This window comes from Massilia sp. CMS3.1 (assembly GCF_051262535.1).
Lineage (GTDB): Bacteria > Pseudomonadota > Gammaproteobacteria > Burkholderiales > Burkholderiaceae_D > Telluria.
Genome location: NZ_JBIMES010000003.1, coordinates 64,068 through 87,515 on the forward strand (window position 1 = coordinate 64,068; position 23,448 = coordinate 87,515).

Sequence of the window (23,448 nt, forward strand, 5' to 3'; positions counted from 1 at the left end):
CGATAGACCGGGAATACAGTGCCGAGCAGCCAATGTTGCCGCCGCGTCCGCTCGCGGCGCACAAGGGGCGCGGTGCCGTATCGAATATCCAGGGCCGTCATGAAGTCAAGGCCCGCGAAGGTTTCGACGATGGGTGGGAAGCGGGCGTCGAGTCCGGCGCCGCATCGCCCTTCAAGACCCAGGTGACGGACGAGTTCGCGAAGAGCATCCTCTCGCGCAACGCCTCGCCCGACATCCCCTTTACAGTCTCGCTCAATCCCTACCGCGGCTGCGAGCATGGCTGCATCTATTGCTTCGCCCGGCCGACCCACAGCTACCTGGGCCTGTCGCAAGGCCTCGACTTCGAGACCCGCCTGTTTGCCAAGGTGAATGCGGCCGAGCTGCTGCGGCGCGAGCTGGCCCGTCCCGGCTACACGCCCGAGCACATCGCGATCGGCGTGAACACCGACGCCTACCAGCCCTGCGAGCGCGAGTATCGCCTCACGCGCCAGGTGCTCGAGGTGCTCAGCGAATGCCAGCATCCGGTCGGAATGATCACGAAATCCTCGCTGATCGAGCGCGACATCGACCTGCTGGCGCCCATGGCGGCCAAGGGCCAGGCCTGCGCGGCGATCACGATCACCACGCTCGACTCGGAAATCTCGCGCACACTCGAACCACGCGCGGCCGCACCGGCGCGCCGCCTGCGCACCATCCGCACGCTGACCGAGGCCGGCATTCCGGTGAGCGTCAGCGTGGCGCCGATCATCCCCTTCGTCACCGAGCCGGAGATCGAGCGCATCCTGGACGCAGCGCGCGACGCCGGCGCGGTGAGTGCGCATTACGTCGTGCTGCGCCTGCCCTTCGAAGTCAACCCCCTGTTCCAGGAGTGGTTGGAGGCCCATTTCCCGGAACGGGCCGGGCGTGTGATGAACCGCGTGCGCGAGATGCGCGGCGGGAAGGATTACGACAGCGATTTTTCGAAACGCATGCACGGAGAGGGTGTATGGGCGGATCTGATTCGCCAGCGCTTTACCAAGACCGTCGAACGGCTGGGCCTGGGCAAGCTGGGCAGCCGCTTCGAGCGGCTGGATGCGACGCAGTTCCGGCGGCCGCTGGTGGTGCCCGCGGCAGCCGGCAAGGCGGGAGGCAAGAAGGCGGGGCAGCTGGATTTGTTTTGAATCGCGCCGCGACCCTGCGTCCTGGGCCTACTGACCCAGGCAAATCACCTTCGTCGCATATTCCTTGGCGTTGCTCTTCTTGCCCGCTGCCCAGTCAATGACTTCCTGGGCCTCGGCCACCGTCATGATCGTGGCCTTTTCCTTGTTCTTGATAAAGGAAACGCCTTCGAACTTGCCGTCCTTGCCGCGCATGACTTTGGCAAAGACGGGCGGCTTCTTGTCGCCGTCGGCAATCTTGTTTTGTTGAACGAGGTAACGCTGATCGTTGGTTTCCATGGGGCGCTTATGCTGAAGTGAACAATACAGGCTATATTTTACGTCCTGGATGAAGGGAGGCGGGATCAGCGCAGCGAATCGAGGAAATCGCTGACGCGCGCGGGCGCGACCGGCTTGGTGAAATGCATGTCGAATCCGGCTTCTTTCGAACGGGCGAGATCATCCTTCGCGCCCCATCCCGACACCGCGACGATCCTGCAAGCATCCAGGTCCTTGTTCTTCCTGAGCTGCTGCGCCACTTCATAGCCCGTCATCTCCGGCATGCCGATATCGAGAAAGACAACCTGCGGCAGGAATTGCTCCGCAAGCGCAACGGCCTGGCGCCCATCGTGCGCGACGCGAAGATCGTGGCCATGCATGTCAAGCAGTGCGGCCAGGGTCGACGCCGCATCGACATTGTCGTCGACCACCAGGATGCGCAAGGTTTTCGCTGCCCCGGCAGTCGCGTTGGGCGCTGCGACACCCGCGAAGACAGCCATGCCGCCCGGGTCGACAGGAAGCCTGACAATGAAGGTGCTGCCCTTGCCGGGTCCCTCGCTGATGGCCCGGACCGTGCCGTCGTGCAGGCTGACCAGCTGGCGCACCAGCGACAGGCCGATTCCCAGGCCGCCCTGGGCGTGGTGCATGTTGCGTCCCACCTGGCTGAACATGTCGAATACCGATTCCAGCGCTTGCGCAGGAATGCCGATGCCGCTGTCGGTCACTGAAATGACGGCGTCCATACCATCCTGCTCCACAGTCAGTGCGATGGTGCCGCCATGCGGCGTGTATTTCGCCGCATTGGTCAGCAGGTTTCCCACCACCTGGGCAATGCGGGCGGCGTCGGCATTGACCGGGAGCGGCGCATCATGCAGCTTCAGGCTGAACAGGTGATGGCCTTGCTCGATCAGGAGGAGACTGGTTTCAACGGCATTCGAGACGATGGACTTCAGGTCGACCTGGGCCTTCCTGATATCGACTTTGCCGTTGGTCACGCGCGCGATATCGAGCAAGTCGCCGATCAGGTGGGATAACTGCTTTACCTGGCGCTCGATAATGCCGCGTACGTTCATGATCGTCTCGGTACTGTCCGAGCGCATGCGCATGATTTCCAGGCCCGTGAGAATCGGCGCCAGTGGATTACGCAATTCGTGTGCAAGGACAGCCAGAAATTCGCTCAGGTTCTTGTTCGATTTGGCGACCTCGTCGAACAAGGAGCGCTGCTTCGATTCGGCCAGCCGAAGCGCCGCCTCAGTACGCTTGAAAGCATCGATGTTCATGACAACCGTCACCTGGCCGTTCAGGCCGCCGTCGCTGCCGGTAAGCGGTACTGCGGCCACCTGCGTCCAGATCTCGTTGCCGTCGTCGTTTGTGTACAGCGCTTCGATGCCTGGAACAACCCGTTCGCCGCGCAAGGCGCGCGCTCCTACGAAGTCCTGGCGCGCATAAGGCCGGCCGTCCGCATGCACAGCACGCCAGCGCTCGCGCCGCGCGTCGTCCAGCGACGGCAGGATATTCGTCGGCAGGTAGCTGTGCATTTCCTTATTCGACAGCACGACCTTGCCATGCCGGTCGACTACTGCAACGCCGACCGGCAAGGCCTCGAACATGGCGGAAAGCGTTTCCCGTGTTTCATGAAGCGCTTGCTCGGTCTGCTTCCGATCGTTAATGTCAAGGACATTGCCGACGAATCCGAGAAAGTCGCCGCCGGCGGACCACCTGGGCCGGCCCGCATCGATGACCCAGCGGTAACCGCCGTCCGCGTGGAGGAGCCGATGTTCGAGGCTGAATTCCTCCCTGCGCGCGTTGGCCTCCAGGAAGGCCTTGCTTGCCGCCGCGCGATCTTCCGGGTGGATCATCGCGGTCCAGCCTAAGCCCAGGCCCTCCAGTTCACTTTGTCCGGTAAAGGCATACCAGCCGCGCGACAGGAAAGAGCAGCGGCCATCGGGCTCGGTTACCCAGAGCATCGCCGGCGCGGCATCGGCCAGGGTCAGGAATTGCGACTCGCTGCGCGCCAGGGCGCGCTCGGCCAAATGCCGTTGCAGCGCGACGGTCGCCTGGTTGACGGCCACTCCATGTTGGCGATATTGCGCGACATTTTTCCAGGGGGTGCATTCGCCGGATCGATCATCCCGAGCAAGGTCTCGATCATCAGGGCCTGATCGAATTTTCCATCCTTGAGGTAAGTCTCGCGCCAGTTCAGGACTTCGAGTTGTCCCCCCGCCTCGGCTGCGGCGACGTTGATGCCTTCCTGTGCCAGGCGCGCCAGGTGGGCGTCGCGCCGGTCCGGATCGACGATGTGGAAGGCGCGGTCGCCCCGTTCGAACCCTTCCATAATGAAAGGCATGAGCACGCGATATTCTTCTTCCCTGGTATGGAAGAAGGCGCAGGCGTGGCAGGAATGGGTGAGGGTGGAACCGGCGAGGTGTACGTGCTTCTGTGCGTTCGGCATGGTGGCTACCAGGAATGATGAGCCAGAACGTACCCAGGCCCAAGGTGTGTGTAGAAAAAACCAGCCAAAGTATTGATTTTTCGGCTATTTCACATTTTACATGAGCAACAGCAACCTGTTCCCGTAAAAGGCCCGGCACCGATCGCTCCTGTGGCGAAATCAGCGCTTCGCGTTGTTCGCCAGATGCCGTTCGATTTCGAACACGTGCGCATCCTCCTTGCCGAGTGCGCGCAGGGCGCGCGCCAGTTCCAGCAGGTACTCGCTGTTCGGTCCGCTCGGTCCGCGCGCGCCGGCGATCTGCTGCGCAATGTCGAGCTCGGTCGCCGGTCCCAGGAAGGCCGCGTTTTCATGCGTGGCGATGTACACCAGCCCCTCCACGCTGCTGCCGCCGTCGTCGAAAACGATATCGATTGCCAGCCGCAGGTAACCGTTCTTTTCGCGGTGGTCGAGGTGCGCGAATTCCTCGGGCGTGACCAGGTAGGCCATGCCGTGGCAGACGGCGCCGTCTTCCGGTACCAGCGTCACGACGCGACCCGGAGCGGTCTCGGTACCGCGGTGGTCGTGCGAACCCTGCCAGAAGCGGCGCGTCCAGCCGCGGATGGCGGCCGGGCGCCGTTCGACGTAGGGGAAGTCGGCCTTGAAAATCAGCGAGCCGTAGCCGAACAGCCACACGCGGTGGTGGCCGTCGAATTTATCCATGCGCTGGTTTGTGGCGACAGTGTTGTGGGACATCGGTGCTGCTCCGGCGAAAACAATGCGCCGATTCTAGCCCGGCGCGGCGCCCGGCGCTGGGGAAGGCTGCTCGCGCGCCAGGTCGCGCTTCGCGGCAACGTAGGGAAACAGGAAGTCGATGAAACTTTCCGCCGCCGGCGACAACGAGCGCCCGGTGCGCGTGTAGACAAAAAAGCGGCGTGTCAGCCGTGGCTCCTCGAGCGGGCGCATGTGCAGCTGGTGCATGCGCACCAGCGGCTCGGCATACGGCAGGCAGACCGTGATTCCGAGGCCGGCGCCGACCATCGCCAGCGCCGTCGTCATGAAGGTCACCTCGTTGGCAGGCTTCAGGGACACGTCTCGCAACTGCGCCCGCATGTCGGCCAGCAGGCGCTGGGTAAATTGTCCCTGAAGCGCGATGAACGGGTAGCGCGCGATGTCCTGCCAGGTGACGCGTCCGTTCGCCTCCAACGGGTGGCCCTGGGGGAATACCAGTGAAAACGGCATCTCGAACAGTTCGCGCGCTTCCAGTTGCGGCACCGCTTCGCGTTCCGGCCCGATGCCGAAATCCGATTCGCCGGAGAGCACGCGCGCGATCACGTGCTCGACCGCGCTGTCGGCAACCCGGACATCGATGTCCGGATAATCGGCGCGGTAAGCGGCCACGGCTTCGGGCACCAGGGTGCAGCACATCAGTTGCGGCGCGGCGATGCGCACCACGCCTTTTCGCAGCTGCGTATGGTCCGCCACGTTCGCCAGCGCACCGTCGAGATCATCGATCATCTGGCTAAATAGCGGATACAGCTCGCGCCCGATTTCCGTCAATACGATGCGCCGCGTGGAACGGTCGACCACGCGTGCGCCGAGCGTCTGTTCGAGCTCCTTGATCAGCCCGGACAAGGCCGATTGTGTGACGTGCAGGGTCTGTGCCGCCGACGTAAAGTGTCCCGTCTTGGCGAGTGCCACGAACGCGCGCATTTGGCGCAGGGTAGGATTCATAAGATAGTCTGATAACTCGCGCGAAAAATATTGTTTGTATGATAGTCCGATTTCATTTGTAATGGCCGCAACAACGCATCACCACAAAACAGAGACGAAGGAATCGCCATGAAACTCGCCACACTCAAGACCGGCGGCCGCGACGGCACGCTGGTGGTCGTCAGCCGCGACCTCGTCACCTGCCAGGCCGTCCCGAAGATCGCGCGCACCCTGCAATGCGCGCTCGACGACTGGGACGCGGTCGCACCGAAGCTGGAAGCCGTCTATGCCCTGCTCAACGCCGGCACCGCCGACAAGGCCGAGTCGTTTATCGAGATGGAATGCCATTCGCCGCTGCCGCGCGCCTACCAGTGGGCCGACGGCTCGGCCTACATCAACCACGTCGAGCTGGTACGCAAGGCACGCAATGCCGACGTGCCGGCCTCGTTCTACACCGACCCGCTGATGTACCAGGGCGGCGGCGACTCCTTCACCGGCCCGTGCGACCCGATTGCCGTCATGAGCGAGGACTGGGGCATCGACCTGGAAGCGGAAGTGGCGGTCGTCACCGGCGACGTGCCGATGGGGTCCAGCATCGAACAGGCGGCCAAGGCGATCCGCCTCGTCATGCTGGTCAACGACGTCTCGTTGCGCAACCTGATCCCGCACGAACTGGCAAAGGGTTTCGGCTTCTACCAGTCCAAGCCGGCGAGCGCTTTTTCTCCGGTGGCGGTCACGCCTGACGAGCTGGGTGGCGATTGGCGGGACAGCAAGCTGCACTTGCCCCTGCTGGTCACGATCAACGACGAGCCCTTCGGCAAGCCGAATGCCGGCGAAGACATGACCTTCAGCTTCGCGCAATTGATCCACCACGCGGCGAAGACGCGCGAACTGTGCGCCGGCAGCATCATCGGCTCGGGCACGGTGTCTAACAAGCAGGGCGGCCTGCACGGCTCCTCGATCGCCAACGGCGGCGTCGGCTATTGCTGCCTGGCCGAAGTGCGGATGTACGAAACCATCGAACACGGCGCGCCGCAAACGCCATTCCTGCACTACGGCGACAGCGTGCGCATCGAGATGTTCGATGCCGCCGGCGAGAGCATTTTCGGTGCAATCGACCATGAAGTCGCGCACTACCACGGGAGGAAAGAATGAAGCTCTATACCTATTTTCGCAGCTCCGCAGCCTACCGCGTGCGCATCGCCCTGAACCTGAAGGGCCTGAACTACGACGCGGTGCCCGTGCACCTGCTCAAGGAGGGCGGCCAGCAGCGCCAGGAAGAGTTCCGTGCGATCAATCCGAGCGGCCTGGTGCCGGCCTTCCAGGACGAGCGCATCACCCTGACGCAATCGATGGCGATCATCGAATACCTGGACGAGCGTTTCCCGGCCGTGCCGCTGATGCCGCAGGACGCGCCGGGCCGCGCGCGCGTGCGCGAGCTGGCCCAGATCATCGCCTGCGACATCCATCCGCTGAACAACCTGCGCGTGCTGCGACATCTGGTACACGAGCTCAAGCTGAGTGAAGAGCAGAAGAACGCCTGGATCCGCCACTGGATCAAAGAGGGCCTGGCCGGACTCGAATCTCACCTGGCGCGCGACCCGGCCGCCGGCCCGTTCTGCCACGGCCAATCGCCGACGATCGCCGACTGCTTCCTGGTGCCGCAGGTGTTCAATGCCCAGCGCTTCGAGATCGATATGGCGGCGTATCCGAATATTGCGCGTATTGATGCGCTGTGCGTGGAGATGCCGGCGTTTGTGGCCGCGCATCCATCGCAGCAGCCGGACGCGGAATAAGAGGCATCATGAACAACGGCGGACGCCTAGGCGCCCGCCGTTTTTGCATGTCACTTTTTGCTTGATGCCCGGTTGATTAACGGTCCGGTTCCGACGGCGAGGAGATTTCGTCGAGCGCGCGGTCGACGTCGGCTGAATGCCGGGTGGCCACGTCGCCCAGCGAAACGATACCGATCACTTTCCCGGTTTGCTCGTCGATCACGGGTACGCGGCGAATCTGCACGTCGCCCATCTTGCCAAGCACGGAATCGACGCTCTCGTTTTCCGTACAGGTGCGTACGTCGGTGCTCATCACTTCAAGTACTTTTGTCGAGCTCGGGTTCTGGCCCACGGCAACCGAGCGCACGGTGATGTCGCGGTCGGTGATCATGCCGACCAGCTTGTCGCCGTCGAGCACCGGAATGGCGCCCACGTTCAGTTCGTCCATCAGTTGCGCAGCGCGCTGCACGGTGTCCTGCGGCGAAATGGTTTGCACGTCACGGGTCATGATGTCCTGGATCGTTTGCATGCTGTCTCCTTTGATTATTGAGCGGATGACAACCATGCTCTCATTTCTGAAACCGCTACGCCTGATTGAGGCGCGGCACGCCCGCGCCCGCCAGTACGGGGCTGCGCTACAATCCGCCTCTTTTTTGCCTGCCCCATTCCATGACCAGCCCCGCCATTCCCGCTTCCATCGTCGACGCGCTCGACCTGGCCGACGCTTCCTGGCGCCCGCACCTGCTGCGCGGCTTGCAGGCGGTCGCCACAGCCGATCCCGGCTACCTGCCGGCCCTGGCGGCCGACGACTTCCTGCCGACGCAGGGGCGCCTGTTCGCCGCTTTCGCCCAGCCCTTGGAAAAGGTGCGTTATGTGCTGGTGGGGGAGGGGCCGTACCCGCGTGCCGAGAGTGCGACCGGTGTCTGTTTCATGGATGGCGCCGTCGGGGAATTGTGGAGCGAGACCGGGCTGTCCAAGCCGGTGAACCGGGCGACGTCGCTGCGCAACTTCATGAAGATGCTGCTGGTGGCCGATGGGCAGCTGCAACTGGAGGATACCGGTGGGGCGGCAATGGGACCGGTGGCGGCTGCCGCACGTACCAATGGCTCGATCGGGACCTTGGCGCAGCTGCAAGACAACCTGACGGCGCAGGGTTTCCTGCTGCTGAATGCGGCGCTGGTATTTCGCAAGCACGTCGCGCCGGTGATCGACGCGCGCGCCTGGCTGCCCTTCTTGCAGACTGTGCTGGCGGTGCTCAGCGAGCGGGCGCAAGCGCCGACGCTGGTGCTGTGGGGGAAGATCGCGGAGCAGTTACGCAAGCTGCCCGAGACCGCAGGCTTGCCGCAAGCGTATGCGGAGCATCCGTATAACCTGAGTTTCATCGGGCATCAGGGGATGCAGCGGCTGTTCGGGCCGATGGCCCTGTTGCGGGCGCGGTGATACGCGCCGCGAGCACCTCGAAACGGCGCCGCCGCCCACCCGGAAAACACCCTCAACCCACCCCGCCGGTTTTGGACCCCTCCAAGACAAACCCCACCGATTTTGCTATACTTGACTAAATCGTTCAACTAATCAGGTCTTCACACTTCAGCACCGAAGACTTGCAGAAATGAACAAGGGCAATATTTTAACATTACCGGGGTTGTGATGCGTCTGACCACCAAAGGCCGTTTTGCTGTTACTGCGATGATCGATCTTGCCCTGCGACAGGGTAACGGTCCCGTCACGCTGTCGGGCATCAGCCAGCGCCAGGCCATTTCGCTGTCCTACCTGGAGCAGCTCTTCGGTAAACTCCGCCGCCACGAGATCGTCGAATCGATCCGCGGACCGGGGGGTGGCTACAGCCTGGCGCGTCCGGCGGACAAGGTGACGGTGGCCGACATCATCATCGCCGTCGACGAGCCGCTTGATGCGACCCAGTGCGGCGGCAAGGAAAACTGCCACGGGTCCGATGCCGCCAGCGGCACCCGCTGCATGACCCATGAGCTGTGGACCACGCTCAACGCCAAGATGGTCGACTACCTGGACTCGGTCTCCCTGCAAGACCTGGTCGACCAGCAGAAGCAGAAAGAACAAAACGTCGTCGTGGTGCACCGCAATCCTGGTGCTGCCGCCGCCATTACCGCACAAAACTGAAGCAAAATTGGAGTGAACTGATGAACGCGCCTTTGGACAAAAAAATCGAGCAGAGCTTCGTGACTGCGCCGCATTTCCCGATCTACATGGATTATTCGGCGACCACGCCGGTCGATCCACGCGTGGCCGACAAGATGATTCCGTTCCTGCGCGAGCAGTTCGGTAATCCCGCGTCGCGCAGCCATATGTACGGCTGGTCGGCCGAGGCTGCCGTCGAAGAGGCGCGCGCCCACGTCGCCGCCCTGGTCGGCGCCGATCCGCGCGAAATCATCTGGACCTCCGGCGCGACCGAGTCGAACAACCTGGCGATCAAGGGTGCGGCCAACTTCTATAAAACGAAGGGCAAGCACATCATCACCGTCAAGACCGAGCACAAGGCCGTGCTCGACACCGTGCGCGAGCTGGAACGCGTCGGTTTCGAAGCGACCTACCTCGAGCCGCAGGACAACGGCCTGATCACGGTCGAGCAACTGGCCGCGGCGATCCGTCCGGACACGATCCTGGTTTCGGTCATGCTGGTCAATAACGAGATCGGCGTGATCCAGCCGATCGACGCGATTGGCGAGCTATGCCGCTCGAAAGGCATCATTTTCCACTGCGACGCCGCCCAGGCGACCGGCAAGCTCCACATCGACCTGGAAAAGACCAAGTGCGACCTGATGACCTTTACTGCGCACAAGACCTATGGTCCGAAGGGCATCGGCGCCCTGTACGTGCGCCGCAAGCCGCGCGTGCGCCTGGAAGCGCAGATGCACGGCGGCGGCCACGAGCGTGGCCTGCGTTCGGGCACCTTGCCGACGCACCAGATTGCCGGCATGGGCGAAGCCTTCCGCATCGCCAAGGAAGAAATGGACACCGAGATCGTACGCATCACCGCGCTGCGTGACCGCCTGGCCAAGGGTCTGATGGAAATCGAAGAGGCTTACATCAACGGCGACATGACCAATCGCGTGCCGCATAACCTGAACGTCTCGTTCAACTATGTCGAAGGCGAGTCGCTGATCATGGCGATCAAGGACATCGCCGTGTCGTCCGGTTCGGCCTGCACCTCGGCCAGCCTGGAGCCATCCTACGTGCTGCGCGCCTTAGGGCGCAGCGACGAACTGGCGCACAGCTCGATCCGTTTTACCATCGGCCGCTTCACGACCGAAGAAGACATCGATTTCACGATCGACCTGTTGAAGTCGAAGGTTGGCAAACTGCGCGAACTGTCGCCTCTGTGGGACATGTTCAAGGACGGAATCGATATCAGTTCCATCCAATGGGCAGCCCACTAATGAACCTCGCCAAACCTACTGCGCGTTGCACTGTCGGCCTGCGATGCTCGCTGTACTACTCGTACAGCTGCGCGTCTCGGCCAACATTGCTGCCGCTCGCTACGGTTTTTCGAGGTTCACTAATTTAAGAAATTCAAGGAGCATCAAAATGGCATATTCGGACAAAGTACTCGACCACTACGAAAACCCGCGCAACGTTGGCGCTTTCGACAAGGGTGACGAATCGATCGGCACCGGCATGGTCGGCGCACCGGCCTGCGGCGACGTGATGAAGCTGCAGATCAAGGTCAACGACCAGGGCCTGATCGAAGACGCGAAGTTCAAGACCTACGGCTGCGGTTCGGCCATCGCATCGAGCTCGCTGGTGACCGAATGGGTCAAGGGCAAGACGCTGGACCAGGCACTGGCCATCAAGAACACGCAGATCGCCGAAGAACTGGCGCTGCCGCCGGTGAAGATCCACTGCTCGATCCTGGCGGAAGACGCGATCAAGGCGGCTGTCGCCGACTACAAGACGAAGCACGCAACTGCGCAGTAAATTAGATTCGATAGTTAGATTCGATTGAAGCTCAAGAGGAACGCATGGCAATCACACTGACCGAAAAAGCCGCGAAGCACATCAGCCGCTACATCACGCGTCGCGGCAAGGGCCTCGGGCTGCGTTTCGGCGTGCGCACCACCGGCTGCTCGGGTCTGGCCTACAAGCTGGAGTACGTCGACGAAGCGGCGCCTGAAGACAATGTCTTCGAGTCCTATGGCGTGAAGGTCTTCGTCGACCCGAAGAGCCTGGCCTACATCGACGGCACCGAACTCGATTTCGCCCGCGAGGGACTGAACGAAGGCTTCCGCTTCAACAACCCGAACGTCAAGGACAATTGCGGTTGCGGCGAAAGCTTCCGGATCTGAGCCGGTGATGCAGAACCACTTCGAGCTGTTCCAGCTGCCCGCGCGTTTTGATGTCGACATGGCGGCGCTGGACGGGGCCTACCGCGAGGTCCAGGGGCGTGTGCACCCGGACCGTTTCGTGAACGCGACCGATGCCGAAAAGCGCGTCGCGATGCAGTGGGCCACGCGTGCCAATGAAGCCTATCAAACCTTGAAAAACCCCCAGAAGCGCGCGCAGTACCTGTGCGAGCTCAATGGCGTCGACCTGCAGACGGAATCGAACACGGCGATGCCGATGGCCTTCCTGATGCAGCAGATGGAGTGGCGCGAAGCGCTCGGCGACGCGCGCGCGGCGAAGGATGCCTCCGTGCTGGACGAACTCGATGCGCAGGTGCGCGGCGAACGCAAGACGATGCTGGCGCAGGTCGGCAAGCAGCTCGACGCCGGGAACTTCGATGCGGCTGCGCAGGGCGTGCGCTCGCTGATGTTCCTCGATAAATTCGGGGACGAAGTACAGTACGCGTTCGAAGCGATTGACAGCTAGAACAAAGCCTGCCTGAAGCGCAGGGACGTAGCGTGGGCGGGCTTCCCGCCCACGCGTTCAACATGTGTATGAACGTCGCGATGCGATGTTTACAGGATGGGCACGCGGCGCCCACGCCACGCCAATCAGCAAATAAAACAACAACCAGGTAACAAGAACATGGCACTTCTGCAGATTTCCGAACCCGGCATGTCGACCGCGCCGCACCAGCACCGGCTGGCGGTAGGCATCGACCTGGGTACTACCAATTCGCTCGTCGCCACCGTGCGCAGCGGCAGCCCTGAAGTGCTCAGCGACGAGGATGGCCGCGCGCTGCTGCCATCGGTCGTGCGTTACCTGGCCAACGGCAACGCGCATATCGGCCACAAGGCGCAAGCCCACCGCACCACCGACCCGAAGAACACCATCGTCTCGGTAAAACGCTTCATGGGCCGCGGCCTGAAAGACATCGCCCACGCCGAAAACCTGCCGTATGACTTCGTCGATTCTCCCGGCATGGTCCAGATCCGCACGGTGGCCGGCGTCAAAAGCCCGGTCGAGACCTCGGCCCAGATCCTGGCGACCCTGCGCCAGCTGGCCGAAGATTCGCTCGGCGACGACCTGGTCGGGGCGGTCATCACCGTGCCTGCCTACTTCGACGACGCCCAGCGCCAGGCCACCAAGGACGCGGCCCAGCTGGCCGGCATCAACGTGCTGCGCCTGCTGTCCGAACCGACCGCCGCAGCAATCGCCTACGGACTCGATCAGGGATCCGAAGGCGTGTTCGCCGTGTATGACCTCGGCGGCGGCACCTTCGACATCTCGATCCTGAAGCTTTCCAAAGGCGTGTTCGAAGTGATGTCCACCGGCGGCGATTCGGCCCTGGGCGGCGACGACTTCGACCACCGCCTGTTCTGCTGGATCACCGAGCAAGCCAAACTCTCGCCGCTGTCGGACGAAGACACCGCGACCCTGATGGTGAAGGCGCGCCAGGCCAAGGAACTGCTGTCGTCGAACGACGAAACGACGATCGACGCCATCTTGAACTCGGGCGAACTGGTGCACGTGAAAATCACCGCGCACACCTTCTCCGAGATCACGAAGCACCTGGTCGGCAAGACCATGAACGCGATCCGTAAAGCCATGCGCGACGCCGATGCGTCGGTGGAAGACGTCGATGGCGTGGTGATGGTCGGCGGCGCGACGCGCATGCCGCATGTGCGCCGCGCCGTGTCCGAGTTCTTCCACACCATCCCGCACGCGAACATCGACCCGGACAAGGTCGTCGCGCTGGGCGCCGCGATCCAGGCCAACCTCCTGGCCGGCAACCGCGCTTCGGGCGACGACTGGCTGCTGCTGGATGTGACGCCGCTCTCGCTCGGCATCGAGACGATGGGCGGCCTGGTCGAGAAGATCATCCCGCGCAATTCTACGATTCCGTGCGCGCGTGCGCAGGAGTTCACGACCTTCAAGGACGGCCAGACCGCCCTGGCGGTACACGTGGTGCAGGGCGAGCGCGAGCTGGTGTCGGATTGCCGTTCGCTGGCGCGCTTCGAGCTGCGCGGCATTCCGCCGATGGCAGCGGGCGCCGCGCGCATCCGCGTGACTTACCAGGTCGACGCCGACGGCCTGCTGTCGGTCGCCGCGCGCGAGACGCGTTCGGGCGTGGAAGCGTCGATCACCGTGAAACCGTCCTACGGTCTGGGTGACGACGAGGTTGCACGCATGCTGCAGGATTCGTACAGCTCGGCGCAAGTGGACATGCAGATGCGCGCGCTGCGCGAAGAGCAGGTCGAGGCCGAGCGCATTTTGCTGGCGACCCAGTCGGCGCTCGACTCGGACAGCAATTTGCTGGAAGAAGCGGAGCTCGCTGCGCTGGCGACCCTGGTGCAGGGCGTGGTTGACGCGCTCGCGCGTTCGAACGATGCCGAAGTGGAATCGGGCCTGCGCCAGAATGCGCTGCACGACGCCGTCCAGACGCTCGCCCACGGCACCGACGAGTTCGCCGCGCGGCGCATGGACAAGAGCGTGCGCCAGGCGCTGGCCGGCAAGTCGCTGGACGAGATTTAAACGGTCCGCAAACCGATCACCATTATTGTAGAGGTCAACAAGTGCCACAAATCGTCATCCTGCCCCACCCGGTCTTCTGCCCCGACGGCGCCGTCCTCGACGCCCCAAGCGGCAAATCCGTCTGCGACGTCATGCTGGAAAACGACATCGACATCGAACACGCCTGCGACCGCGTCTGCGCCTGCACCACCTGCCACGTGATCGTGCGCGAAGGCTTCGCCTCCCTCAACGAGCAGGAAGAAAAAGAAGAAGACATGCTCGACAAGGCCTGGGGCCTGGAGCCGAACTCGCGCCTGTCGTGTCAGGCGATCGTGGCAAGCGAGGACCTCGTGGTCGAGATCCCGAAGTACACGATCAACCACGCGGCCGAAAAGAACCACTGATACCAAGTCTATGAAGCGCGTTGAACACACCAGGAAGCCGGCCGCCGCGCCTGAGCTCCCGCCCGAGGTCCGTCCCGGCCAGTCGATCGAGCTGCTCAAGGAACTGCACATCCTCACGCGCGACGCCAAGCTCAATCAGGACAGCCGCCGCAAGCTGAAACAGGTCTACCACCTGGTCAACTTCATCGAGCCGCTGCTGAACGACGTTCGTGGCGATAAGGGCGCCGTCTCCCTGGTCGACCACGGCGCCGGCAAATCCTACCTCGGCTTCATCCTGTACGACCTGTTCTTCAAGGGCCTGGAAGAAGCCTCGCACATCTACGGCATCGAAACGCGCGACGAACTGGTCGCGAAATCGACCGAGCTGGCATCGCGCCTGGGCTTTCCGAACATGTCCTTCCTGCCGCTGTCGGTGGCCGAATCGACAAGCTCCAGCCTCCTGCCCGAGAGGATCGACATCGTCACCGCACTGCACGCCTGCAACACTGCGACCGACGACGCGATCGACTTCGCCTTGAAGAAGAAGGCCAGGCACATGGTGCTGGTGCCGTGCTGCCAGGCGGAAGTGGCGAGCGTGCTGCGCAAGAACAAGGGCAAGGACCTGGGCAAGAGCGCGCTGACCGAAATCTGGCGCCACCCGATCCACACCCGCGAATTCGGGAGCCAGGTCACCAACGTGCTGCGCTGCCTGCAGCTCGAAGCCCACGGCTACCAGGTGACGGTGACGGAACTGGTGGGCTGGGAGCACTCGATGAAGAATGAGCTGATCGTCGCCACCTATAAGGACCTGCCGCGCCGGCGCCCGAGCGAGCGCCTGCAGGAAGTGCTGGCCACGCTGGGACTGGAAGAGATGGGCGGGCGTTTCTATGCTGCGCAAGCCGAAGCCGTAACCAACGACGACTAATGACCATGAGCGAAAATAAACACTGGATCGACCTGCGCAGCGACACCGTCACCCAACCCTCGCAGGCGATGCGCGCCGCGATGGCCGCCGCTGAAGTCGGTGACGACGTCTACGCCGACGACCCGACTGTGAACCGCCTGCAGGATTTCGCGGCCGATCTGTTTGGTTACGAAGCGGGCATGTTCGCCCCGAGCGGCACGCAAACCAACCTGATCGCCCTGATGACCCACTGCGGCCGCGGCGACGAATACCTGGTCGGCCAGGAAGCGCACACCTATAAATACGAAGGCGGCGGCGCCGCGGTGCTGGGCTCGATCCAGCCGCAGCCGATCGCCAACCAGGCGGACGGCTCGATCTCGCTGGCCGACATCGAGGCCTACATCAAGCCCGACGACATGCACTTCGCCCGCACCCGTTTGCTGGCGCTGGAAAACACGATCGGCGGGCGCGTATTGAATCAGGACTACATCGCGGCCGCCACCTCGCTGGCGCATGCAAAAGGCCTCGCGACCCACCTCGACGGCGCGCGCGTGTGCAACGCCGCCGTCAAGCAGGGCGTCAGCCTGCGCGACGTGGTAAAGGGTTTCGATACGGTGTCGGTCTGCCTCTCGAAAGGCCTGGGCGCGCCGGTCGGCTCGGTGCTGCTGGGCCCGAAAGCCTTTATCGCACAGGGTATCCGCTGGCGCAAGATGCTCGGCGGCGGCATGCGCCAGGCGGGCGTGCTGGCCGCGGCTGCCCATCACGCGCTCGCGCACAATGTGGAACGTCTCGCTGACGACCATGAGAATGCGGCCCTGCTGGCGCGCGGTTTGAAGGAGATCGAGCTGCTTGCCGTCGGCACGCCGCAGACGAATATCTTCTGGCTCGACATCCCGCCAGCGGCCTGCGAGCCGTTACGGCAGTTCCTGGCGCAGCAGGGCATCCGCGCCTCGATCGGTGCGCGCACGCGCCTGGTGACCCACCTGGACATCTCGCGTGCCGACGTCGATACCGTCGTGGCCGCCTTCACCTCCTTCTTCAAGAACTGGCAAGCGTCATGAGTAACGATGGAATCCGCCTGGCCAAACGTGTGGCCGAACAGGCAGCATGCTCGCGCGCGGAAGCAGAGCGCTACATCGCCGGCGGCGGCGTGAGCGTCGACGGCGCCGTGGTCGAGGACCCGGCCACGCGCGTCACGCCTGCGCAAAGCGTTGTGCTGCTGCCGGGCGCCAGCGCCGAGGAAGCCCCTCCGGTCACCATCCTGCTGCACAAGCCGGCCGGGATGAATGCCGGCGTCGGCGCACGCGGTACGAGTGCGCTGGACTGCCTGACACAGGAGACGCTGGTCCTTGGCGGCCATGGCCAGCCGCGCTTCCTGAAGCGCCACCTGGCGCGCCTGACGCTGTGCACGCCGCTGGAAACCGATGCCAGCGGCCTGCTGGTCTACACCCAGGACTTCCGCGTCCTGCGCAAGTTGCTGGACGACGGCGAGCGCGTCGAGCACGAGTACGTGGTCGAGGTCTCGGGCGGTATCGCGGAAAATGGCCTGGCACTGCTGAACCACGGCTTGAACTTCAGCGGCAAGCCGGTCAACCCGATGAAGGTCAGCTGGCAAAGCGAAGGTCGCCTGCGCTTCGCCGCCAAGGGCATGCGTCCCGGCCAGATCGAGCACATGTGCGCGGCGGTGGGCTTGACGGTCACCGACATCAAGCGCTTGCGCGTGGGGCGGATGTCGATGGGTGGTGTGCCGGCGGGGCAGTGGCGCTATCTGACCGAATACGAGCGGTTTTGATGGTGGCGTAGGGTGGGCCTCCGCGGCCCCGCTGTCTCCCGCCCACCGTACGTCCCTCGCGTTCTACAACTTGGCGGATCGGCTTTACTTCTTCTTCCCCACCTTCGGCAACGCAATCAACCTCGTCCCCGCAATCCGGTCATGCAGGAACTGCCGGTCCTTGTCCAGAAACGCCGTCAGCGCCCAAGCTAGCAGCCCGAGTATCAAGACAAGCGCCCATTCCTTCACACGGTGCAGGTCCAGCAGCGCACCTACGACCAGCGCCGGCGCAAACCAGCCCCAGGCCAGCAGGTAGCGAATCGCCGCATTCCGGAACGGCACCTTTGCATGGCCTACTTTCACCAGCTTGATGCGCCAGGTCTTCATGGCCAGCGTAAAGCCGCTGCCGCTCCAGGCGTGGACGAAATACGCCGCCGTCACCAGGAACAGGAACACCATCAGCCCGGCACGGTAGGCCGGATCCTGGCGGTTGCCGGTGACGAAAATGTAGATGAAGACGGCGAGGGCCTCGACCGCGATCAGGAGCAAGGCTTCGTAGAGCATCGCGACGACGCGACGCTTGACGGTCGGCGTGCCGATCACGGGGGATGCAGCTGAATTAACCGTTTGCATTCGATGGCGCAGGGGCGGCGGAAGGTTGGGCGGTTGGCGCGGGCGCCGCCGGGGAAGCTGCGGCAGGTGGCGTCACCGGGACAGGCGCCGGCTGGCTGATCGCCGGCGCTGCCGGGATCGAGCTTGGTGCTTGCAAGGCGATGCAGGCGGCGCCGCGGCGCGTGGTGCCGGCCGGGCAACTGGTCGGGGCGACGATGGTGGTCGAGGAGGGCGCCGGAAGGTTGGCGGTGGCCGCCTTCTTGCGCGCGGCCGATTGCGCCAGGCGCTGCTTCTCGCCGGGGGTGAGCTGCTTGTAGCTTTCCCAATTGGCGGCCTTGTCGCCCGGTGCGAGTTTGCGCGTCTTGTTGTAGTTCTCGCGCGCCAGGGTGCGCTGCTCGGGCGTCAGGCGCATCCATTGGCGCATGCGCTCGTGCACGCGTCCTTGTTCGGTCGGATTCATGGAGCCGAAGCGGCGCGACATTTCGAGCCATTTTTTCTTGCGCACGCCATCCATCGCGTCCCATTCCGGATGCAGCGGGGCGAGGGCGATCTGCTGCGCGGGCGACAAGTCGCGCCACAGCGGCTTGTCGAACACGCGCGTGTCCTTGGCGGACGTGCCCGGGACGCTGGCGGCCGTGGCAGCGCTGCGCGCGTCGGCCGGGGCGTCGTTTCCTGTGTTATCCCAGATGAGCCAGGCTGCAAGCGCGGCCAGCAGCGCCGCCAGCGCGGCAATCCAGCCGAGGCGGCGGGGCTTGGAAGGGGGTGTCCTCATTGCTGGCGCTGTTGCGACTCCAGGTAGGCATTGAAGCCATGGTCGAGGTAAGCCGTCAACGGCAATTCATCGGCCAGCACGGCCGCGTCGAGTTCGGCCAGTTCGGCGATACGCTGCTGCTGGTCGTACTGGTACAGTCCGCCGAGGCCGAAGACCAGCGCCAGCAGGGGAATGGCGACGCCCAGGCGCCCGAGGCCGGCGCCGGATAAATGGAAGCCGACATCGAAGAAGCGGCGCGCCCCCTGTGCTCGCGCGGGCGCATCGGCTTTTTTTCGCGACAGGGCAAGTGCGCGTGCAGCGGCCAGGCGCTCGGTCGTGGACGCCGGCAGCGCGTCGAGGTTGTCGTTCAGGGCGTGGCGCAGCTTGTACGCCAGGTTGATGTCGTCGTTATTCATAGTATTATTCCCTTGGCCCGCAAGGCATCGGCAAGGGTATGCGTAGCGCGAGAACAGTGCGTTTTGACACTGCCCTCCGAACATCCCATTGCCGCGGCCGTTTCGGCCACGTCCATATCCTGCCAGTAACGCATAAGGAAGGCTTCGCGTTGACGCGTCGGGAGCTTTTGTATCTCCGCTTCGATCAGGCGCAGGGTCTGGGCACGTTCGACCTGGTCCATGCTGGACTCGGCCGCTGCCGTTCCTTCTTCCGCTTCATACGCATCGAGTATATCAAAGTCCTCGTCCTCGCCCCCACGCCGGCCGAGCCCGGAAAACAGGCTGACCCAAGTATTGCGTACCTTTTCGCGGCGGAAATAATCAAGGATGGTGGTCTGCAAGATGCGCTGGAACAACATCGGCAGTTCGGCGGCCGGCTTGTCGCCGTATTTTTCGGCGAGCTTGATCATCGCGTCCTGCACGATGTCGAGCGCCGCTTCGTCCTTGCGCACTGCGTACACGGCTTGCTTGAACGCCCGCCGTTCGACATTCTCGAGGAAGTCGCCTAGTTCTTTGTCTGTGGCCATGCGCTGAAGGAGAGGGTGATGCGCCCGGATGCTTGGTCCGTGCTTTATGGAAAACTCACGAATCCTAGCAAAAATCCCCCTTGGTTGCACCCTTATTGCTCAGTGTCGCTCGGTCCGGGCGAACTGGGCTTTAAAAAAAACGCATGACGATCCTCGAAATGATTCGTTTTCAAGCCGACACCGGCTGGCTAAGCTGAACCCAACATTGACTCAGCGAGCCCATCATGCCGTTAGATACCGCTTCCCGCCAGGACTTCGACATCCGGCCATTGCACGCACCGCTAGGCGCCGAAGTGCTCGGCCTCGATCTGTCGCGCCCGATCAGCACCGCCGACCTGGCCCGCGTGCACCGCGCCCACCTCGGCCACCACGTGCTGGTGTTTCGCGACACCCGTATCACCCCGGCCCAGCAGGTGGAATTTTCGCGCCGCTTCGGCGAACTGCAGATCCACGTGCTGCGCCAGTTCCAGCTCGCCGGGACCCCGGAGGTGCTGGTGATCTCGAACATCCGCGAGAACGGCGAACCGGTCGGCCTGGGCGACGCCGGCCACTACTGGCATTCCGACCTCTCCTATAAAGCGACCCCGAGCCTGGGTTCGATGCTGCATGCGCAGGAACTCCCGGCAGAGGGCGGCGACACCCTGTTTTCGAACCAGCACCTGGCCTGGGACACGCTGCCCGACGCCCTGAAACGCGAAGTGGAAAATGCCCAGGCCGAGCACAGCTACCTGGCGCGCTACGAAGACCTGCGCAAGATCAATCCGTGGCGCCCGGCGCTGACGCAGGCACAAATCGACGAAGTGGTGCCGGTGCGCCATCCGGTCGTGCGCACCCATCCGGAAACCGGACGCCGCGCGCTCTTCGTCAGCGAGCATTTCACGACGCGCATCATCGGCATTCCGGAAGAACGCAGCCGCGCCTCCCTCGACGCCTTGTTCGAACACAGTACGAAACCGGAATTCATCTACCGCCACGCATGGCAGCCGCACGACATGGTGTTCTGGGACAACCGCTCGCTGATGCACCTGGCCGCCGGTTGCCCACCCGAACAGCGCCGCAAGCTGTACCGCACCACGATCGCGGGCGATGTCCCGTTCTGAACCAGGAGAATCGATGGCTAATTTGAAAAAATTCGCGGCCGCACTGGCAGCTGCCTCTCTGGTTGCCGCCGCACCCGCCGCTCAGGCCGAGGGCAAGATCCGCATCGCCGAGCAGTTCGGCGTGGTCTACCTGTTGCTCAATGTCGCGCAGGACCAGAAGCTCATCGAAAAGCACGGCAAGAAGCATGGTGTCGAGATCGATGTCGACTGGGTCAAGCTGTCGGGCGGGGCGGCCGTCAACGATGCCTTGCTGTCGAATTCGGTGGACGTGGTCGGCGCCGGCCTGGGGCCCTTGATGACCATCTGGGACCGCACCAACGGAAAGCAAAACGTGCGCGCCGTCGCTTCGCTCGGTAATTTTCCGTATTACCTGGTCAGCACGAATCCGGCCGTCAAATCGATCGCCGACTTCTCTTCGCGCGACCGCATCGCGCTGCCCGCAGTCACCGTCTCGGTGCAGGCGCGCATCCTGCAGATGGCCTCCGCCAAGCAGTGGGGCCCGGCCCAGTTCAAGAAACTCGATCAGTTCACGCAAGCCCTGCCGCACCCGGACGCGGCGGCGGCCGTGATCGCCGGCGGCACCGAGATCAACGCCCATTTCGCCAATCCGCCGTTCCAGGAGCAGGAACTGGCCGGCAATCCGAAGGCGAGGATCGTGCTCGATTCCTACCAGGTGCTGGGTGGCCCGAGCTCGTCGACGGTGCTGTACGCCACCGAAAAATATGTGAAGGACAATCCGAAAACCTACCGCGCCTTCCTCGACGCGCTGGTCGAAGCGGCGCAATTGGCCAGTACCAATCCGGAAGCGGCGGCCGACGCCTACCTGCGCGTAAACAAGGGCAGCATCGACCGCGCGCTTCTCGTGAAAGTGATCAGGAATCAGAAGGTGCAATTCAAGGTGGCGCCGCAGAACACGCTGGGTCTCGCGCAGTTCCTGTTCGAGGTCGGCGCGATCAAGAAGAAGCCGGAAAGCTGGAAAGACTATTTCTTCGAGCATCCGGCGCTCGCCTCGGGGAGTTAAGCATGAACACGCCCCCATTGCAGGTCGTGCCGCCGCAGGGACCGCTGCTGCGCGCCGAGCACGTGACGATCGAATACGCCGGGACGGCAGGCACCGTGCGCGCCACGGAAGACGTCAGCTTCGAGGTGCATCGGGGCGACCGTTTCGTGCTGCTCGGCCCCTCCGGCTGCGGCAAGTCGACCTTGCTGAAGGCGGTGGGCGGTTTTATCCAGCCGCGTGCCGGCAGCCTGCGCCTGGCCGGACAACCGATCACCGGGCCGGGCCCGGACCGGATGGTCGTGTTCCAGGAATTCGACCAGCTGCCGCCCTGGAAGACGGTGGAAAACAACGTCATGTTTCCGCTGCGGGCGGGCGGCATGAAGAAACTTGATGCGCGCGAGCGTGCCCGCCACTGGCTCGGCAAGGTTGGCCTGGCGCGCTTTCTCGATGCTTACCCGCACACGCTCTCGGGCGGGATGAAGGCGCGCGTGGCGATCGCGCGCGCGCTGGCGATGCAGCCGGAAATCCTGCTGATGGACGAGCCCTTTGCCGCGCTCGACGCGCTGACCCGGCGCACGATGCAGGAGCAACTCCAGAGTTTGTGGGAAGAGATCGGTTTTACGATGCTGTTCGTGACCCACTCGATCGAGGAAGCGCTGGTCGTGGGCAACCGTATCCTGCTGCTGAGCCCCCATCCGGGCCGCGTGCGCGCCGAGCTCAACAGTCACCAGTTCGATTTGAAAAGCGCCGGCAGTCCTGAATTCCAGGCCGCCAATGAACGCATCCACCGGCTGCTGTTCGCAGGCCCGTCGCAGGTCGCGCCGGCTCCCCCGGCTTTTGCGGAGCACGCATGAACGCCTTTCGAGATCCTCCGATCCGTCCCGAATATGAACTGGCGCTGGTGCTGCCTCCTGCCGGTGTTGCCGCTGCGCAGATGCAGGCCGCCTCCAAAGGGTGCTCGCCGCCGGCAGGTTTCGCCTGGCTGCGCAAGGCGGGCATGCTGCTGGTGCTGGCCGTGATTTGGGAGCTGCTCGCGCGCTGGTATGACAACGACTTGCTGCTGCCGACCGCCTTGCAGACGGGCAGGGCGCTGATCGATGGCATCGCTTCGGGCGAATTGTTCGGCTATATCGCGGTCTCGTTCGCGGTGCTGACGCAGGGTTACCTGATGGGTGTCGCCGGTGCGTTCCTGCTGACCTGGCTGGCGGTGTCGAACCGTGCCGGGCGCGAGCTGATCGAGACGCTGACCTCGATGTTCAATCCGCTGCCGGCGATTGCCCTGCTGCCCCTCGCCTTGCTGTGGTTCGGACTGGGCAAGGGGAGCCTGATCATGGTGCTGATGCATTCGGTGCTGTGGCCGCTGACCCTGAATGCGAGCGCCGGTTTTCGCGCGGTGCCGGAGACGCTGCGCATGGCGGGGCGCAATTATGGGCTGGGAGGATTGCGGTTTGTGCTGCAGATCCTGATTCCGGCGGCGCTGCCGGCGATCCTGTCGGGGCTGAAGATTGGCTGGGCGTTTGCATGGCGAACCTTGATTGCAGCCGAGCTGGTGTTCGGGACCACGTCGGGGCAGGGCGGCTTGGGGTGGTTCATTTTCCAGAGCCGTAACGAATTGTTTACGGATAAGGTGTTTGCGGGCTTGGCGGCGGTGATCATCATCGGGCTCGCCGTGGAGAATATTGTGTTTCAGACGCTGGAGCGGGTGACCATCCGCCGCTGGGGAATGGAGCGCTAGGGTACCATC

28 protein-coding genes are annotated in these 23,448 nt (G+C 63.6%); 18 read left to right on the forward strand and 10 right to left on the reverse strand.

The genetic code is table 11. The annotated features are described in order from the left end of the window. Positions 1 to 32 precede the first annotated feature (32 nt). Entirely contained in the window at positions 33 to 1,160 is a 1,128-nt protein-coding gene (locus ACHAC9_RS06205; RefSeq protein ID WP_435758215.1) for a PA0069 family radical SAM protein, read from the forward strand. A gap of 27 nt (positions 1,161 to 1,187) precedes the next feature. Here ACHAC9_RS06205 and ACHAC9_RS06210 read toward each other — a convergent pair whose 3' ends face one another. The 5 genes from ACHAC9_RS06210 to ACHAC9_RS06230 all read right to left on the reverse strand — a co-directional run bounded on the left by ACHAC9_RS06210 (position 1,188) and on the right by ACHAC9_RS06230 (position 5,577). Continuing rightward, on the reverse strand, positions 1,188 to 1,436 hold the full coding sequence (locus ACHAC9_RS06210; protein WP_435758217.1) for a hypothetical protein: 249 nt from the start codon (positions 1,434 to 1,436) through the stop codon (positions 1,188 to 1,190). 65 nt (positions 1,437 to 1,501) lie between these two features. Beyond that, positions 1,502 to 3,448 carry a hybrid sensor histidine kinase/response regulator gene (locus ACHAC9_RS06215; RefSeq protein ID WP_435758219.1) on the reverse strand — a complete coding sequence of 649 codons (1,947 nt, stop codon included), beginning with the start codon at positions 3,446 to 3,448 and terminating at the stop codon, positions 1,502 to 1,504. Further along, the gene (locus tag ACHAC9_RS06220) at positions 3,406 to 3,867 is read right to left on the reverse strand and encodes an MEDS domain-containing protein (protein WP_435758221.1); all 462 of its coding nucleotides are present in this window, start codon (positions 3,865 to 3,867) and stop codon (positions 3,406 to 3,408) included. The genes ACHAC9_RS06215 and ACHAC9_RS06220 overlap by 43 nt, the downstream gene beginning before the upstream one ends. Positions 3,868 to 4,026: 159 nt before the next feature. After that, on the reverse strand, positions 4,027 to 4,599 hold the full coding sequence (locus tag ACHAC9_RS06225) for a gamma-glutamylcyclotransferase (RefSeq protein WP_435758223.1): 573 nt from the start codon (positions 4,597 to 4,599) through the stop codon (positions 4,027 to 4,029). 33 nt (positions 4,600 to 4,632) lie between these two features. Continuing rightward, positions 4,633 to 5,577 carry a LysR family transcriptional regulator gene (locus ACHAC9_RS06230; protein WP_435758225.1) on the reverse strand — a complete coding sequence of 315 codons (945 nt, stop codon included), beginning with the start codon at positions 5,575 to 5,577 and terminating at the stop codon, positions 4,633 to 4,635. 108 nt (positions 5,578 to 5,685) lie between these two features. Here ACHAC9_RS06230 and ACHAC9_RS06235 point away from each other — a divergent pair, with 108 nt between their 5' ends. Continuing rightward, positions 5,686 to 6,711: a fumarylacetoacetate hydrolase family protein gene (locus tag ACHAC9_RS06235; RefSeq protein WP_435758227.1), complete on the forward strand. Its 1,026-nt coding sequence runs from the start codon at positions 5,686 to 5,688 to the stop codon at positions 6,709 to 6,711. After that, positions 6,708 to 7,352 (forward strand): maleylacetoacetate isomerase, encoded by a 645-nt coding sequence (gene maiA, locus ACHAC9_RS06240; protein WP_435758229.1) that lies wholly within the window; start codon positions 6,708 to 6,710, stop codon positions 7,350 to 7,352. Before ACHAC9_RS06235 ends, maiA begins: the two co-directional genes overlap by 4 nt. A gap of 76 nt (positions 7,353 to 7,428) precedes the next feature. On the opposite strand, the gene ACHAC9_RS06245 is transcribed toward maiA, so the two are convergent. Continuing rightward, positions 7,429 to 7,860, reverse strand: a complete 432-nt coding sequence (locus ACHAC9_RS06245; RefSeq protein WP_435758231.1) for a CBS domain-containing protein — start codon at positions 7,858 to 7,860, stop codon at positions 7,429 to 7,431. Positions 7,861 to 8,000: 140 nt separating this feature from the next. Between ACHAC9_RS06245 and ACHAC9_RS06250 the strand changes: the two genes are divergently transcribed. The 11 genes from ACHAC9_RS06250 (at position 8,001) to ACHAC9_RS06300 (ending at position 17,280) form a co-directional block, all read left to right on the forward strand. Then, positions 8,001 to 8,771, forward strand: a complete 771-nt coding sequence (locus tag ACHAC9_RS06250; protein ID WP_435758233.1) for a uracil-DNA glycosylase — start codon at positions 8,001 to 8,003, stop codon at positions 8,769 to 8,771. Between the two features lie 207 nt (positions 8,772 to 8,978). Then, positions 8,979 to 9,467, forward strand: a complete 489-nt coding sequence (iscR, locus tag ACHAC9_RS06255) for a Fe-S cluster assembly transcriptional regulator IscR (RefSeq protein ID WP_435758235.1) — start codon at positions 8,979 to 8,981, stop codon at positions 9,465 to 9,467. Between the two features lie 20 nt (positions 9,468 to 9,487). Then, positions 9,488 to 10,744 carry an IscS subfamily cysteine desulfurase gene (locus ACHAC9_RS06260; RefSeq protein ID WP_435758237.1) on the forward strand — a complete coding sequence of 419 codons (1,257 nt, stop codon included), beginning with the start codon at positions 9,488 to 9,490 and terminating at the stop codon, positions 10,742 to 10,744. A 148-nt stretch (positions 10,745 to 10,892) separates the two neighbouring features. Next, positions 10,893 to 11,282: a Fe-S cluster assembly scaffold IscU gene (gene iscU, locus ACHAC9_RS06265; RefSeq protein ID WP_435758239.1), complete on the forward strand. Its 390-nt coding sequence runs from the start codon at positions 10,893 to 10,895 to the stop codon at positions 11,280 to 11,282. 44 nt (positions 11,283 to 11,326) lie between these two features. Continuing rightward, on the forward strand, positions 11,327 to 11,650 hold the full coding sequence (iscA, locus tag ACHAC9_RS06270) for an iron-sulfur cluster assembly protein IscA (protein ID WP_435758241.1): 324 nt from the start codon (positions 11,327 to 11,329) through the stop codon (positions 11,648 to 11,650). 7 nt (positions 11,651 to 11,657) lie between these two features. Beyond that, the gene (gene hscB / locus ACHAC9_RS06275; RefSeq protein ID WP_435758243.1) at positions 11,658 to 12,173 is read left to right on the forward strand and encodes a Fe-S protein assembly co-chaperone HscB; all 516 of its coding nucleotides are present in this window, start codon (positions 11,658 to 11,660) and stop codon (positions 12,171 to 12,173) included. A gap of 159 nt (positions 12,174 to 12,332) precedes the next feature. Next, positions 12,333 to 14,222, forward strand: a complete 1,890-nt coding sequence (hscA, locus tag ACHAC9_RS06280; RefSeq protein ID WP_435758245.1) for a Fe-S protein assembly chaperone HscA — start codon at positions 12,333 to 12,335, stop codon at positions 14,220 to 14,222. Positions 14,223 to 14,263: 41 nt separating this feature from the next. Beyond that, entirely contained in the window at positions 14,264 to 14,605 is a 342-nt protein-coding gene (gene fdx / locus ACHAC9_RS06285) for an ISC system 2Fe-2S type ferredoxin (protein WP_435758247.1), read from the forward strand. A gap of 10 nt (positions 14,606 to 14,615) precedes the next feature. Then, on the forward strand, positions 14,616 to 15,509 hold the full coding sequence (locus ACHAC9_RS06290; protein ID WP_435758249.1) for a class I SAM-dependent methyltransferase: 894 nt from the start codon (positions 14,616 to 14,618) through the stop codon (positions 15,507 to 15,509). Positions 15,510 to 15,514: 5 nt separating this feature from the next. Then, positions 15,515 to 16,549, forward strand: a complete 1,035-nt coding sequence (gene ltaE / locus ACHAC9_RS06295; RefSeq protein WP_435758251.1) for a low-specificity L-threonine aldolase — start codon at positions 15,515 to 15,517, stop codon at positions 16,547 to 16,549. Next, positions 16,546 to 17,280, forward strand: a complete 735-nt coding sequence (locus ACHAC9_RS06300) for an rRNA pseudouridine synthase (protein WP_435758253.1) — start codon at positions 16,546 to 16,548, stop codon at positions 17,278 to 17,280. The genes ltaE and ACHAC9_RS06300 overlap by 4 nt, the downstream gene beginning before the upstream one ends. An 84-nt stretch (positions 17,281 to 17,364) precedes the next feature. Here ACHAC9_RS06300 and ACHAC9_RS06305 read toward each other — a convergent pair whose 3' ends face one another. Genes ACHAC9_RS06305 through ACHAC9_RS06320 form a run of 4 tightly spaced genes read right to left on the reverse strand, consistent with a single transcriptional unit; the run spans position 17,365 to position 19,604 of the window. Further along, positions 17,365 to 17,862 (reverse strand): RDD family protein, encoded by a 498-nt coding sequence (locus ACHAC9_RS06305; RefSeq protein WP_435758255.1) that lies wholly within the window; start codon positions 17,860 to 17,862, stop codon positions 17,365 to 17,367. Positions 17,863 to 17,878: 16 nt separating this feature from the next. Further along, positions 17,879 to 18,643 (reverse strand): DUF3106 domain-containing protein, encoded by a 765-nt coding sequence (locus tag ACHAC9_RS06310; RefSeq protein ID WP_435758257.1) that lies wholly within the window; start codon positions 18,641 to 18,643, stop codon positions 17,879 to 17,881. After that, complete coding sequence (locus ACHAC9_RS06315; RefSeq protein WP_435758259.1) at positions 18,640 to 19,038, reverse strand: DUF3619 family protein; 399 nt, start codon at positions 19,036 to 19,038, stop codon at positions 18,640 to 18,642. The genes ACHAC9_RS06310 and ACHAC9_RS06315 overlap by 4 nt, the downstream gene beginning before the upstream one ends. Continuing rightward, on the reverse strand, positions 19,035 to 19,604 hold the full coding sequence (locus tag ACHAC9_RS06320) for an RNA polymerase sigma factor (protein WP_435758261.1): 570 nt from the start codon (positions 19,602 to 19,604) through the stop codon (positions 19,035 to 19,037). The genes ACHAC9_RS06315 and ACHAC9_RS06320 overlap by 4 nt, the downstream gene beginning before the upstream one ends. 224 nt (positions 19,605 to 19,828) lie before the next feature. Between ACHAC9_RS06320 and ACHAC9_RS06325 the strand changes: the two genes are divergently transcribed. Genes ACHAC9_RS06325 through ACHAC9_RS06340 form a run of 4 tightly spaced genes read left to right on the forward strand, consistent with a single transcriptional unit; the run spans position 19,829 to position 23,439 of the window. Next, positions 19,829 to 20,704: a TauD/TfdA dioxygenase family protein gene (locus ACHAC9_RS06325; protein ID WP_435758263.1), complete on the forward strand. Its 876-nt coding sequence runs from the start codon at positions 19,829 to 19,831 to the stop codon at positions 20,702 to 20,704. Between the two features lie 13 nt (positions 20,705 to 20,717). Further along, positions 20,718 to 21,725 (forward strand): ABC transporter substrate-binding protein, encoded by a 1,008-nt coding sequence (locus ACHAC9_RS06330; protein ID WP_435758265.1) that lies wholly within the window; start codon positions 20,718 to 20,720, stop codon positions 21,723 to 21,725. 2 nt (positions 21,726 to 21,727) lie between these two features. Further along, positions 21,728 to 22,558, forward strand: a complete 831-nt coding sequence (locus tag ACHAC9_RS06335) for an ABC transporter ATP-binding protein (RefSeq protein ID WP_435758267.1) — start codon at positions 21,728 to 21,730, stop codon at positions 22,556 to 22,558. Beyond that, the gene (locus ACHAC9_RS06340; RefSeq protein ID WP_435758269.1) at positions 22,555 to 23,439 is read left to right on the forward strand and encodes an ABC transporter permease; all 885 of its coding nucleotides are present in this window, start codon (positions 22,555 to 22,557) and stop codon (positions 23,437 to 23,439) included. The genes ACHAC9_RS06335 and ACHAC9_RS06340 overlap by 4 nt, the downstream gene beginning before the upstream one ends. Positions 23,440 to 23,448: the final 9 nt, after the last annotated feature.

Coding starts and splice junctions, on each gene's coding strand:
- ACHAC9_RS06325 (WP_435758263.1), top strand. CDS start 19,829: ATGCCGTTAGATACCGCTTCCCGCCAGGACTTCGACATCCGGCCATTG.
- ACHAC9_RS06225 (WP_435758223.1), bottom strand. CDS start 4,599: ATGTCCCACAACACTGTCGCCACAAACCAGCGCATGGATAAATTCGAC.
- ACHAC9_RS06235 (WP_435758227.1), top strand. CDS start 5,686: ATGAAACTCGCCACACTCAAGACCGGCGGCCGCGACGGCACGCTGGTG.
- hscB (WP_435758243.1), top strand. CDS start 11,658: ATGCAGAACCACTTCGAGCTGTTCCAGCTGCCCGCGCGTTTTGATGTC.
- ACHAC9_RS06220 (WP_435758221.1), bottom strand. CDS start 3,867: ATGCCGAACGCACAGAAGCACGTACACCTCGCCGGTTCCACCCTCACC.
- ACHAC9_RS06310 (WP_435758257.1), bottom strand. CDS start 18,643: ATGAGGACACCCCCTTCCAAGCCCCGCCGCCTCGGCTGGATTGCCGCG.
- ACHAC9_RS06330 (WP_435758265.1), top strand. CDS start 20,718: ATGGCTAATTTGAAAAAATTCGCGGCCGCACTGGCAGCTGCCTCTCTG.
- ACHAC9_RS06300 (WP_435758253.1), top strand. CDS start 16,546: ATGAGTAACGATGGAATCCGCCTGGCCAAACGTGTGGCCGAACAGGCA.
- ACHAC9_RS06340 (WP_435758269.1), top strand. CDS start 22,555: ATGAACGCCTTTCGAGATCCTCCGATCCGTCCCGAATATGAACTGGCG.
- ACHAC9_RS06315 (WP_435758259.1), bottom strand. CDS start 19,038: ATGAATAACGACGACATCAACCTGGCGTACAAGCTGCGCCACGCCCTG.
- ACHAC9_RS06260 (WP_435758237.1), top strand. CDS start 9,488: ATGAACGCGCCTTTGGACAAAAAAATCGAGCAGAGCTTCGTGACTGCG.
- ACHAC9_RS06290 (WP_435758249.1), top strand. CDS start 14,616: ATGAAGCGCGTTGAACACACCAGGAAGCCGGCCGCCGCGCCTGAGCTC.
- ACHAC9_RS06245 (WP_435758231.1), bottom strand. CDS start 7,860: ATGCAAACGATCCAGGACATCATGACCCGTGACGTGCAAACCATTTCG.
- ACHAC9_RS06335 (WP_435758267.1), top strand. CDS start 21,728: ATGAACACGCCCCCATTGCAGGTCGTGCCGCCGCAGGGACCGCTGCTG.
- iscA (WP_435758241.1), top strand. CDS start 11,327: ATGGCAATCACACTGACCGAAAAAGCCGCGAAGCACATCAGCCGCTAC.
- maiA (WP_435758229.1), top strand. CDS start 6,708: ATGAAGCTCTATACCTATTTTCGCAGCTCCGCAGCCTACCGCGTGCGC.
- ACHAC9_RS06230 (WP_435758225.1), bottom strand. CDS start 5,577: ATGAATCCTACCCTGCGCCAAATGCGCGCGTTCGTGGCACTCGCCAAG.
- iscR (WP_435758235.1), top strand. CDS start 8,979: ATGCGTCTGACCACCAAAGGCCGTTTTGCTGTTACTGCGATGATCGAT.
- ltaE (WP_435758251.1), top strand. CDS start 15,515: ATGAGCGAAAATAAACACTGGATCGACCTGCGCAGCGACACCGTCACC.
- hscA (WP_435758245.1), top strand. CDS start 12,333: ATGGCACTTCTGCAGATTTCCGAACCCGGCATGTCGACCGCGCCGCAC.
- ACHAC9_RS06205 (WP_435758215.1), top strand. CDS start 33: ATGTTGCCGCCGCGTCCGCTCGCGGCGCACAAGGGGCGCGGTGCCGTA.
- iscU (WP_435758239.1), top strand. CDS start 10,893: ATGGCATATTCGGACAAAGTACTCGACCACTACGAAAACCCGCGCAAC.
- ACHAC9_RS06320 (WP_435758261.1), bottom strand. CDS start 19,604: ATGGCCACAGACAAAGAACTAGGCGACTTCCTCGAGAATGTCGAACGG.
- ACHAC9_RS06210 (WP_435758217.1), bottom strand. CDS start 1,436: ATGGAAACCAACGATCAGCGTTACCTCGTTCAACAAAACAAGATTGCC.
- ACHAC9_RS06250 (WP_435758233.1), top strand. CDS start 8,001: ATGACCAGCCCCGCCATTCCCGCTTCCATCGTCGACGCGCTCGACCTG.